The sequence below is a fragment of the Streptomyces sp. NPDC038135 genome (assembly GCF_055601245.1).
In genome coordinates, this window is sequence record NZ_JBVJXS010000003.1 from 644,310 (window position 1) to 656,359 (window position 12,050).

The window sequence follows — 12,050 nt, forward strand, 5'->3', positions numbered from 1 at the left end:
GCGGACACGCGGACACGCGGACACGCGGACACGGGCGGGCGGCCGGCGTCCGAGGCCGGCCGGCTCCGGTGCCTCACGGGCATCGCGGGCCGAGCCGCCAGCGCCGGAGCCGCCGCCCCGGGTACCGCCGCTTCGTCGCAGCCGCCGAGGTCGGCACCGGCTCGACCGCCGGTAGCCCACGGGCCCTCGCCCGGGCGGGCACCTCGGGCCGGCGGACACGGGCCGCCCGCCCGCGCCGCGGCGGCACCGGCCGGCCGTGCCGGGCCACAATGGTGACGTGACTGACTCCGGCCTCGCCCCCCTGCCCGCCACCGACCGGCCCGACGTCGCCGCACGCCTGCGCGACGCCCTGCTGGCCGCCTCCTTCACCGCCGACGGGCTGCTCGATCTGCTCGGCGCTCCCGCCTACGCGGCGCTGGCCCGCAGTGAGACCGTGCCCGCTCTCCGGGCCACCCGCGGCGACACGCCGCTGGAGACGCTCGTACGCCTCTTCCTGCTCCAGCAGCCGGTGCCCCACGCGCGCGTGGCGGCCGTGCTGCCGGTCGCGGAGGCTCTGGAGGGCGGCTGGCTCGCGTCCGTGGCCGGTGACGAGGTCGCCGCGACCGTCGACGTGCGTCCCTACGGCGGCCCGGACGGCGAGGACTGGTTCATCGTGTCCGACCTGGGCTGCGCGGTCGGCGGGGCCGGCGGCATCGGCCGGCGGGACGAGGGCGTGGTCCTGGGCGTCGGCGGCGCCTCCATGACCCTGGCCGGCATCACCGTGCGCACGCCCGTCGCCTCCGCGCTCGACCTCGGCACCGGTTCCGGCATCCAGGCCCTGCACGCCTCCTCGCACGCCACGCGCGTGACGGCCACCGACGTCAACCCGCGCGCGCTCCACATCACCGCGCTCACTCTGGCGCTCTCCGGCGCGCCCGCCGCCGACCTGCGCGAGGGCTCGCTGTTCGAGCCGGTCCGGGACGACGAGACGTTCGACCTGATCGTTTCCAACCCGCCCTTCGTGATCTCGCCCGGCGCACGGCTGACGTACCGCGACGGCGGCATGGGCGGGGACGATCTGTGTCGCTCGCTCGTTCAGCAGGCGGGGGAGCGGCTGACCGAGGGCGGGTTCGCGCAGTTCCTCGCCAACTGGCAGCACGTCGCGGGGGAGGACTGGCAGGACAGGCTCAGGTCGTGGGTGCCGCGCGGGGGCGATGCCTGGATCGTGCAGCGCGAGGTGCAGGACGTCACGCAGTACGCCGAGCTGTGGCTCAGGGACGCCGGCGACCACCGCGGCGACCCGGCGGAGTACCAGGCGCGCTACGACGCCTGGCTGGACGAGTTCGAGGCGCGCAAGGTCAAGGCGGTCGGCTTCGGCTGGATCACCCTGCGCAGGACCGGGGCGGCGGAGCCGTCGATCACCGTGGAGGAGTGGCCGCACTCGATCGAGCAGCCGCTCGGGGAGGCGATCCGGGCGCACTTCGACCGCCTCGACTACCTCCGGGACCACGACGACGCCGCGCTGCTCGAAGGCCACTTCAGGCTGACCGCCGAGGTGGTCCAGGAGCAGGTCGGGCTGCCCGGCGCGGAGGACCCCGAGCACGTGGTGCTGCGCCAGCACCGCGGAATGCGCCGCGCCACGAAGGTGGACACGATCGGCGCGGGCTTCGCGGGCGTGTGCGACGGCAGCCTGAGCGCCGGCCGCATCCTCGACGCGATCGCCCAGCTCGTCGGCGAGGACCCGGTCCGGCTGCGCGACCGCACCCCCGAGCAGATCCGGCTGCTGGTCGAGCAGGGCTTCCTGGAACCGGAGGGCTAGCCGGTCCGGGCCCCGGGACGCCGTGCCGGGGCCCAATCACGCCCACGCGTCCCGCCGCCGTACCACCGGTCCCCGAGCCGCCGTAGCCGTGTCCGGACCGCCGTCGTATGCCGCCGGCACAGGCCGGAACGCGCCGGTGCCGGTAAAACGGCCGGAAAAATACGGGCGCGCTCGTGCCGGGGGCTGTCCGCACGCGTGCTCGGTGACCCGGCGGCCTTCCGTTCACCCCGATGTCGCCCGCCCGTCTCCCGTGCGTGCCACCCTCCCCGCGCCGGGTACGGCACTCGGCGCGGGAGGGACGGGCGGGGTCATGGAAAGCGGACCGGCGATCTTCGCGGGAGTGGTGTTCGCCCTGTTCGGGGGCGCCCTGCTGGTGTGGACCGGCGTACGGGTGCGGCACCGCGAGCCGGTCGCCCACGGTGTGAGCCCGGTCGCATCGGCCACCCTCGCGGGCACCGCCGGGGTCGTCGCACTGGGCCTCGCCGCGTACTGCCTGACCCGCCTCTGACGTCGGCGGCCGTGGTGCCGCACCGGTAATGGGAGCGTCACGCTCCGGACAGGACGGCGGGGACAGCCGTGGAGTCCGGGCGGCAGGAATGCCGGTAGTCGGGTTACCGTTCGAGTGGCCGTTGTGGGCTTTTCCCGTTTGACACGGGGGCGGGATGTACCGTCACACTCCGCAGCGTCACAAGAGCCAGAAGCACGGCGCGACCCCGAAGCGAAGACCGGGGGGAGCGGCCGGCGTCGACCGGAGAGAAGAGCGAAGTTGTCCCCGACCAGCGAGACCGCACAGGGCGGCCGCCGACTCGTCATCGTCGAGTCGCCTGCCAAGGCGAAGACGATCAAGGGCTACCTGGGCCCCGGCTACGTAGTCGAAGCGAGCGTCGGGCACATCCGCGACCTTCCGAACGGTGCCGCGGAGGTACCCGAGAAGTACACCGGCGAGGTACGCCGACTCGGTGTGGACGTCGAGCACGACTTCGAGCCGATCTATGTCGTCAACGCGGACAAGAAGGCACAGGTCCGGAAGCTCAAGGACCTGCTGAAGGACTCCGACGAGCTCTTCCTCGCCACCGATGAGGACCGCGAGGGCGAGGCCATCGCGTGGCACCTCCTCGAGGTCCTGAAGCCCAAGGTCCCGGTCAAGCGGATGGTCTTCCACGAGATCACCAAGGACGCGATCCGCGAGGCCGTCGCCAACCCCCGCGACCTCAACCAGCGCATGGTCGACGCACAGGAGACCCGCCGCATCCTCGACCGCCTCTACGGCTACGAGGTCTCGCCGGTCCTGTGGAAGAAGGTCATGCCGCGGCTGTCGGCCGGCCGCGTCCAGTCCGTCGCTACCCGGCTCGTCGTCGAGCGCGAACGCGAGCGCATCGCCTTCCGCTCCGCCGAGTACTGGGATCTGACGGGCACCTTCGCCACCGGCCGCGCCGGTGACCCCTCGGACCCCTCGTCGCTGGTCGCGCGTCTGCAGACCGTCGACGGCAGGCGGGTCGCGCAGGGCCGCGACTTCGACTCCCTGGGTCAGCTCAAGGGCGCGAACACCCTGCACCTCGACGAGGCGAACGCCCGCGCCCTGGCCGCCGCGCTGGAGAACACCCGCTTCTCCGTGCGCTCCGTCGAGTCCAAGCCCTACCGCCGCTCGCCGTACGCCCCGTTCCGTACGACGACGCTGCAGCAGGAGGCGAGCCGCAAGCTCGGCTTCGGCGCGAAGGCGACGATGCAGGTCGCCCAGAAGCTGTACGAGAACGGCTACATCACGTACATGCGTACGGACTCCACGACGCTGAGCGAGACTGCGGTCGCGGCGGCCCGCGCCCAGGTCACCCAGCTCTACGGCGCCGACTACCTGCCGGACCGGCCGCGTACGTACGCCGGGAAGGTCAAGAACGCGCAGGAGGCGCACGAGGCGATCCGGCCCTCGGGTGATCGTTTCCGCACCCCGGCCGAGACCGGCCTGACCGGCGACCAGTTCAAGCTCTACGAGCTGATCTGGAAGCGGACCGTCGCCTCCCAGATGAAGGACGCGACCGGGAACAGCGTGACCGTGAAGATCGGCGGCACCGCGGCCGACGGCCGGGACGTCGAGTTCAGCGCGTCCGGCAAGACGATCACCTTCCACGGTTTCCTCAAGGCCTACGTCGAGGGCGCCGACGACCCGAACGCCGAGCTGGACGACCGCGAGCGCCGGCTGCCGCAGGTCGCCGAGGGCGACGCGCTGTCCGCCGAGGAGATCACGGTCGACGGCCACGCCACCAAGCCTCCGGCCCGCTACACCGAGGCCAGCCTGGTCAAGGAGCTCGAGGAGCGGGAGATCGGCCGCCCGTCGACGTACGCGTCGATCATCGGCACCATCCTCGACCGCGGCTACGTCTTCAAGAAGGGCACGGCCCTGGTGCCGTCCTTCCTGTCCTTCGCCGTGGTCAACCTGCTGGAGAAGCACTTCGGCCGGCTGGTCGACTACGACTTCACCGCGCGCATGGAGGACGACCTCGACCGCATCGCCCGCGGCGAGGCGCGTGCCGTGCCGTGGCTGAAGCGGTTCTACTTCGGCGAGACGGCGCCGGACAGCGGCTTCGCCGCGGGCGCGGCGGACGCCGGCAACGGCGACGGGGACCACCTCGGCGGTCTCAAGGAGCTGGTGACCGACCTGGGCGCGATCGACGCGCGCGAGGTGTCCTCCTTCCCGGTGGGCAACGACATCGTGCTGCGGGTGGGCCGCTACGGCCCCTACATCGAGCGCGGCGAGAAGGACACCGAGCAGCACCAGCGCGCCGACATCCCGGCCGACCTGGCGCCCGACGAGCTGACCGTCGACCTGGCCGAGGAACTGCTGGCCAAGCCGAGCGGCGACTTCGAGCTGGGCACCGACCCGGTGAGCGGCCACCAGATCGTCGCCAAGGACGGCCGTTACGGGCCCTACGTCACCGAGGTGCTGCCCGAGGGCACCCCGAAGACCGGCAAGAACGCGGTGAAGCCGCGGACGGCCTCCCTCTTCAAGTCGATGTCGCTGGACACGGTGACCCTCGACGACGCGCTGCGGCTGATGTCGCTGCCGCGTGTCGTCGGCGCGGACGCCGAGGGCGTGGAGATCACCGCGCAGAACGGCCGCTACGGCCCCTACCTGAAGAAGGGCACCGACTCGCGCTCGCTGCAGGCCGAGGAGCAGCTCTTCACCATCACGCTGGAAGAGGCGCTGGCTATCTACGCGCAGCCGAAGCAGCGTGGCCGGGCCGCCGCCAAGCCCCCGCTGAAGGAGCTGGGCGAGGACCCGGTGTCCGCCAAGCCGGTGGTGGTCAAGGACGGCCGCTTCGGGCCGTACGTCACCGACGGGGAGACCAACGCGACCCTGCGCTCCGGCGACAGCGTCGAGACGATCACCCCGGAGCGCGGCTTCGAACTGCTCGCCGAGAAGCGGGCGAAGGGCCCCGCGAAGAAGACGGCGAAGAAGGCCACCGCGAAGAAGGCCGCTCCCGCGAAGAAGACCGCCGCCAAGAAGACGGCGGCGAAGAAGACGGCGGCGGCCGCGAAGAAGACCACCGCGAAGAAGACCACGGCCACGAAGACGACCGCGAAGAAGGCGACGGCCTCGAAGGCGACGGCCGCGGGCACGGAGGACTGACACCCGCCGGGTCGCCGGCCGGACCGTCACTCCGGCCGGCCCCGCCTCCGGTCCGGCGCCGGCCCCGCGGCTCCGGCTTCGCGAAACGAACGCCCCGGCATCACTTTGACGTCGGGGCGTGCACACGTCAGGAGTGATGGGTGTGGTGTCGGCGCCTGCGGATAGGCTGAACGCATGACGCGAGCCGAGCAGCCAACGGCCCCCACGCCAGCACCGGACGACGCCCTGGTCGCGGACTCCCGCGAGCGCGCCGTCCGCTCACTGCTGCGCCGACCCCAGGTGAAGCGCCTGTGGAGCGCGCAGCTCGTGAGCGGTGTCGGTGACTGTCTCGCCCTCCTCGTACTGATCGTCCTGGTCCTCCAGGCGGCCGTGTCCGAGGGCTCCTTCGGCGGGGGGTACCGGGGCGCGGCGTTCGCAGTGGCGACCGTCTTCGCGGCACGCATCCTCGCCACCCTGCTGTTCGGCGCCGTCCTCCTCGGCCCGCTGACCGCGCTCACCGCCCAGGACGGTCCGCTCGACCGCCGCTGGACGATGGTCGGCGCCGACGGCCTGCGGGTCGCGCTGCTGATCGTCGCGCCCCTGTGGATCGACTGGATCCCTGACAACGCGCTCGCCGTCCTGCTGGTGACCGTCTTCGTCACGGGCGTCGCGGAGCGGCTGTGGACGGTGTGCCGGGAGAGCGCGGCCCCCGCCCTGCTGCCCGCCCCGCCCCCGGAGGGAGCGACGGTACGGCCGCTGCCGGACCACCTGGACGCCCTGCGCCGGCTCGCGCTGCGCACCGCCTTCCTGGCCGTCCCGCTGGCCGCCGCCGTCCTGGTCGTGGCCGCCCTGCTGAACAACCTGCTCGGCACCGGCGTGGCCTGGTTCGACCAGCACCAGGCGGCCCTCGGCTCCTATGTCGCGGCCGGCCTGTTCGCCGCGTCCCTGTCCGTGCTGACCTCCCTGGAGCTGCCGGACACGCGCACCCCGCGCGCGCGGTCCCCGCTGGAGGGGCTGCGCCGCCCGCGCACCGGCACCGGTGTCGACAAGGGCCGCACCGGCGCCATCCCGCTGCTCGTGCCCGCCTGCGCGGCCGTCGCCGGAGCCATCGCCGCCGCCGTCGCGGTGTGCGTGCTGCACGCCAGGGACCTGGGCGGCGGCCCGGTCCTCTACGGCCTGCTGGTCCTCGGCCTGACCGGCGGAGTCGCCGTCGGCATCCGCACCGCTCCCTCGGTGCTGCCGTCGCTCTCGCGCCGTCGGCTCCTCGCGCTCGCCATCGCCTTCACCGGCATCGCCCTGCTGGCCGCCGGGCTGGTCCCGGACGTCACCACCGTGCTGCTGATCGTCACGCTGGCCGGCATCGGCGCGGGCATCGCCGCCAACACCGGGCACGCCCTGCTGGACCAGGAGACCGAGGAGTACCGCAGGGCGCGCACCACCGAGCACCTGCACGCGGTCGTGCGCATCTTCATAGCGCTCGGCGCCCTGATCGCGCCCGTCGTCGCGGGGCTCATCGGCCCGCACCGGCTGGAGAACGGCAAGTTCGTCTTCGCGCACGGCGGCGCCTCGTTCACGCTCATGCTGGTCGGCGCGCTGCTGCTGCCGGTGGCCGTGATCGTCCTCGCCAAGGCCGACGACCGTTCCGGCGTCCCGCTGCGGCACGACCTCAAGGACGCGCTGCTGGGCGGTGACGACCCGGTCACCACGCAGACGGCGGGCGGTTTCTTCATCGCCCTCGAGGGCGGCGACGGCGCCGGCAAGTCCACCCAGGCCGAGGCCCTCGCGGAGTGGATCCGGGCCAAGGGCCACGAGGTCGTGCTGACCCGCGAGCCGGGCGCCACGCCGGTCGGCAAGCGGCTGCGCTCGATCCTGCTGGACGTGTCCTCGGCAGGGCTGTCCCACCGCGCGGAGGCGCTGCTGTACGCGGCCGACCGCGCCGAGCACGTCGACACGGTCGTACGTCCCGCCCTGGAGCGCGGCGCCGTCGTCATCTCGGACCGGTACATCGACTCGTCCGTCGCCTACCAGGGCGCGGGCCGCGACCTGTCCCCGACCGAGGTCGCCCGCATCAACCGGTGGGCCACCGACGGACTCGTCCCGCACCTCACCGTCCTGCTGGACGTCGCGCCGGAGGCCGCCCGCGAGCGGTTCACCGAGGCCCCCGACCGGCTCGAGTCGGAGCCGGCCGAGTTCCACGCGCGCGTACGGGCCGGTTTCCTCACCCTCGCCGCCTCCGACCCCGGTCGCTACCTGGTCGTGGACGGCGGGCAGGAGCCCGAGGCCGTCACCACCGTGATCCGGCACCGGCTCGACACCGTGCTGCCGCTGTCCGAGGCCGAGATCAAGGCCCAGGAGGAGGCGCGGAAGAAGGCCGAGGAGGAAGCCCGCCGCAAGGCCGAGGAGGAGGCGGCGCGCAAGGCCGAGGAGGAGCGCCTGGAGCGTGAGCGGCAGGAGCAGCTCGCCAAGCTGCGCGCCGAGGAGGAGGAGCGCAAGCGCCGCGAGCTGGAGGAGGCGCAGCGCCGCGAGGCCGAGCGGCAGGCGGAGGAGGCCCGGCAGCGGGCCGAGGAGGCCGCCCGCCGAGCCGAGGAGGAGCGGCAGCGGCTGCTCGCCGAGGAGAAGGCCCGCGCCGAGGAGGAGGCCCGCCGCCGGGCCGAGGAGGAGCGGCGGCGCCGGCAGGCCGAGGAGGAGGCCCGGCTGCGCGCCGACGAGGAAGCGCGGCAGGCCCGCCTGCGCGCCGAGGAAGAGGCACGGCGCCTGGACAAGCAGCGGAAGGCCGAGGAGGCGCTGCTGCGCGCCGAGGAGGCCCGCCGGCAGGCGGCCGCCGCGGCCGCCGCGGCCGACACCGCGGCCCGCCGTCCCGGCGCGCCGCAGCCGAAGGTCCCGGGCATGACGCCCGACGCGGCGACCGTGGCGACGCCGGTGGTCTCGCCGGGCACGGCGGAGACGGTGCCCACGCCCGTCGTCTCGCCGGGCGACGACGAGACGGCGGTGCTGCGGCCGGTGCGCGAGGAGCGCGCCGAGGACGCGCGCACGGCCGGCCGCGTCCCCGACTCCGAGGTGACGGCCGAGCTGCCGCAGCCGCCGGCCCCTTCGGGCGCAGCGGACGAGACCGCCGTGCTGCCGCCCGTGTCGGCCGACGAGACGGCCGTACTGCCGCCGGTGCCTTCCGGCGCCGCCGACGAGACCGCCGTGCTGCCGCCGGTACGGGACGACGACCCCGCGCACCGGGTGCCGCCCGGCTACTTCCGGGAGGACTCCGCGGACGGCCGGAGCGCCGCCCGTCCCGACGGCGGCGAGGACCGCACGCGGGAGATGCCCCAGATCGGCGCCGACGGCACGCCCCGGCGCCGCCCCCGGTCCGACTGGGCCGAGGAGACCCCGCTGGACGACCTGCCCTCCCTGGCGGACGAACTGCTCGGGTCCTACGGCGACCGTGAGCCGGAGCACGACGAGTCCGGCGACGACGAGCCCCGCCGGCGGCGTGGCCGCGGCCGGCGCGGCTGAGCGCCGACGCCGAGGGCGCACACCGGAGAAGGCCTGCCGAACGGGCAGGCCGGGTGAGGAACACCGGGTGGCGCCCGCCGGACCCCACGGGGTACCGGCGGGCGCCACCGTCGTTGTCAGTGCCCGCCCGCACAATGGAGGGCGGAACGCGGAGTGTGACGAAAGGACGGCGCGACCCATGACCGTGTGGGACGACCTCGTCGGACAGGACAAGGTGAGCGCGGTGCTCGACGGCGCCGCGCGGGACGCCGACGCCCTCGTCACGGCCGCCGTTGAGAGCCGGCCGGCGCCGGAGGCGTCGAGGATGACGCACGCGTGGCTGTTCACCGGCCCGCCCGGAGCCGGCCGCAACCAGGCGGCGCGGGCCTTCGCCGCGGCCCTGCAGTGCGTGAGCCCGGACCGCGCCCTCGGCGGCACCCCCGGCTGCGGGTTCTGCGACGGCTGCCACACCGCGCTGCTGGGCACCCACGCCGATGTCAGCACGGTCGCCGCCGTGGGCGCCGAGATCCTGGTGAAGGACATGCGGGACACGGTCCGCAAGTCGTACACCGCGCCGGCCAACGGCCGCTGGCAGATCATCCTGGTCGAGGACGCCGAGCGGCTGAACGAGAAGTCGGCGAACGCCGTCCTGAAGGCCGTGGAGGAGCCCGCGCCCCGCACGGTGTGGCTGCTGTGCGCCCCCTCGGTCGAGGACGTCCTGCCCACGATCCGCTCCCGCTGCCGCCACTTGAACCTGCGCACGCCCTCGGTCGAGGCCGTCGCCGACATGCTCGTACGCCGCGACGGCGTCGAACCCGCGGCAGCCATGGCCGCCGCACGCGCCACCCAGGGCCATGTCGACCGGGCCCGCCGCCTGGCCACCGACCCCGCCGCCCGCGAGCGCCGGGCCGCCGTGCTCCGGCTCCCGCTGCGGCTGGACGAGATCGGGGCCTGCCTCAGGGCGGCGCAGGAGCTGGTCGACGCGGCGGCGGAGGACGCCAAGCAGCTCGCCGAGGAGATGGACGGCAAGGAGACCGAGGACCTGAAGGCGGCGCTGGGCGCGGCCCAGGGCGGTCGGCTGCCGCGCGGCACGGCGGGGGCGGTGAAGGATCTCGAGGAGATGCAGAAGCGCCGCAGAACCCGCACCCAGCGCGACAGCCTCGACGTCGCGCTCGGCGACCTCACCGGCTTCTACCGCGACGTTCTCGCCCTCCAGCTCGGCTCCCGCGTCGCCATCGCCAACGGCGACGCCGAGGAGGCCCTGGACCGGCTGGCCCGCGGCAGCAGCCCGGAGGCCACGCTGCGCCGCATCGAGGCGATCGCCGCCTGCCGGGACGCCCTGGACCGCAATGTGGCCCCGTTGCTCGCGGTGGAGGCGATGACGATGGCGCTGCGGGCGGGGTGAGCCGGGCGTACGGTGGTTGACGGTTTCGTCCTCCGTACGAGGCCACGTCCCGTACGCCGCGTACTCATCGCGTCGCTCAGCGTTACGATCGGCTGATGCACACCTGGCCCTCCCTCCGCCGGCCCCTACGGACCGGCCGGACCCGCACCGGAACGCGCCCCCGGCCCCGATCCCGGGTGACGGCCGGGGTCGCGGGTGCCCTGGTCGCGGCCGCCGCGCTGCTCGTGTCCGCCTGCTCCGCCGGCAGTACGACGACGTCCACCGGCGCGGCGGAGGCGGCGCTGGCCGCGCTGCCGCGGGCCACGCCCCCGGCACTGGCCCCGTACTACGACCAGCACCTGCGCTGGCGGGCCTGCGGAGTCGCCGGCTTCCAGTGCGCCACGATGAAGGCGCCGCTCGACTACGCCGACCCCGGCGCGGGCGACATCAAGCTGGCCGTCGCGCGCAAGGGCGCCACCGGCAAGGACAGACTCGGCTCGCTGCTGGTCAACCCGGGCGGCCCGGGCGGCTCGGCCATCAACTACCTGGAGCAGTACGCCGGGATCGGCTACCCGGCCGAGGTCCGCGCGCTCTACGACATGGTCGCGATGGATCCGCGGGGCGTCGCGCGCAGCGAGCCGGTCGAGTGCCTCGACGGGCGCCAAATGGACGCCTTCACCCAGACCGATGTGACCCCCGACGACCAGCAGGAGACGAACACGCTGGTCGCGCAGTACCGCAAGTTCGCGGAGAGCTGCGGGGCGCGCTCGGCGCGGCTGCTGCGGCACGTGTCCACCGTCGACGCGGCGCGGGACATGGACATCCTGCGGGCGGTGCTGGGCGATTCCAAGCTGAACTACGTCGGGGCGTCGTACGGCACCTTCCTCGGCGCGACGTACGCCGGTCTGTTCCCGAACCGGGTGGGCCGGCTGGTCCTGGACGGCGCGATCGACCCCTCGCTCGACTCCCGCCGGGTCAACCTGGACCAGACGGCCGGCTTCGAGACGGCGTTCCAGGCGTTCGCGAAGGACTGCGTGCACCGGTCCGACTGCCCGCTCGGCGGCAAGGGCACGACCCCCGCGCAGGTCGGCGACCATCTCAAGGCCTTCTTCCAGAAGCTGGACGCCCACCCCGTCCCGGCGGGCGACGCGAGCGGCCGCAGACTCGGCGAGTCCCTGGCCACCACCGGTGTGATCGCCGCGATGTACGACCAGGCGGCCTGGGGGCAGCTCCGCGCGGCGTTGTCCTCGGCGATGCGGAAGAACGACGGCGCGGGCCTGCTCGCCCTCTCCGACAGCTACTACGAGCGGGACGCGAAGGGCCAGTACAGCAACCTGATGATGGCCAACGCCGCCGTGAACTGCCTCGACCTGCCGCCCGCCTTCACCGGCCCCGCGCAGGTGGAGAAGGCGCTGCCCGCGTTCGAGAAGGCGTCCCCGGTCTTCGGCGAGGGCCTGGCCTGGGCCTCGCTGAACTGCGCGTACTGGCCGGTGAGGGCCGTCGGCGAGCCGCACCGGATCGAGGCGAAGGGCGCCGCCCCCATCGTGGTCGTCGGCACCACCCGCGACCCGGCGACCCCCTACCGCTGGGCCCAGTCCCTGGCCGCCCAGCTCTCCTCGGCCCGCCTCCTCACCTACGTCGGCGACGGCCACACCGCCTACGGCCGCGGCAGCTCCTGCATCGACTCGGCGATCAACGCCTACCTCCTCAACGGCACCCCGCCACCCCCCGGAAAACGCTGCTCGTAGCACCCGTACCCGCCCCGCGGCCCCCCTGCTCCG

6 protein-coding genes are annotated in these 12,050 nt (G+C 74.1%); all 6 read left to right on the forward strand.

Annotated elements, in window-relative coordinates:
* Positions 1-277: 277 nt before the first annotated feature.
* Positions 278-1,798: a DUF7059 domain-containing protein gene (locus ACZ7JA_RS11300; protein WP_470807932.1), complete on the forward strand. Its 1,521-nt coding sequence runs from the start codon at positions 278-280 to the stop codon at positions 1,796-1,798.
* 310 nt (positions 1,799-2,108) lie between these two features.
* Positions 2,109-2,306: a hypothetical protein gene (locus ACZ7JA_RS11305; RefSeq protein ID WP_389300750.1), complete on the forward strand. Its 198-nt coding sequence runs from the start codon at positions 2,109-2,111 to the stop codon at positions 2,304-2,306.
* A gap of 258 nt (positions 2,307-2,564) precedes the next feature.
* On the forward strand, positions 2,565-5,423 hold the full coding sequence (topA, locus tag ACZ7JA_RS11310; RefSeq protein ID WP_351667357.1) for a type I DNA topoisomerase: 2,859 nt from the start codon (positions 2,565-2,567) through the stop codon (positions 5,421-5,423).
* Between the two features lie 174 nt (positions 5,424-5,597).
* The gene (gene tmk / locus ACZ7JA_RS11315; RefSeq protein ID WP_389449042.1) at positions 5,598-8,906 is read left to right on the forward strand and encodes a dTMP kinase; all 3,309 of its coding nucleotides are present in this window, start codon (positions 5,598-5,600) and stop codon (positions 8,904-8,906) included.
* Positions 8,907-9,084: 178 nt separating this feature from the next.
* Positions 9,085-10,290, forward strand: coding sequence for a DNA polymerase III subunit delta' (locus ACZ7JA_RS11320; RefSeq protein ID WP_403683685.1), 1,206 nt, complete (start codon positions 9,085-9,087; stop codon positions 10,288-10,290).
* 95 nt (positions 10,291-10,385) lie between these two features.
* Positions 10,386-12,017 (forward strand): alpha/beta hydrolase, encoded by a 1,632-nt coding sequence (locus ACZ7JA_RS11325; RefSeq protein ID WP_470807933.1) that lies wholly within the window; start codon positions 10,386-10,388, stop codon positions 12,015-12,017.
* Positions 12,018-12,050: the final 33 nt, after the last annotated feature.

Bases quoted from the DNA above. Each gene is read 5' to 3' on its own strand.
- ACZ7JA_RS11305 (WP_389300750.1), top strand. From the start codon at position 2,109: ATGGAAAGCGGACCGGCGATCTTCGCGGGAGTGGTGTTCGCCCTGTTC.
- tmk (WP_389449042.1), top strand. From the start codon at position 5,598: ATGACGCGAGCCGAGCAGCCAACGGCCCCCACGCCAGCACCGGACGAC.
- ACZ7JA_RS11320 (WP_403683685.1), top strand. From the start codon at position 9,085: ATGACCGTGTGGGACGACCTCGTCGGACAGGACAAGGTGAGCGCGGTG.
- ACZ7JA_RS11325 (WP_470807933.1), top strand. From the start codon at position 10,386: ATGCACACCTGGCCCTCCCTCCGCCGGCCCCTACGGACCGGCCGGACC.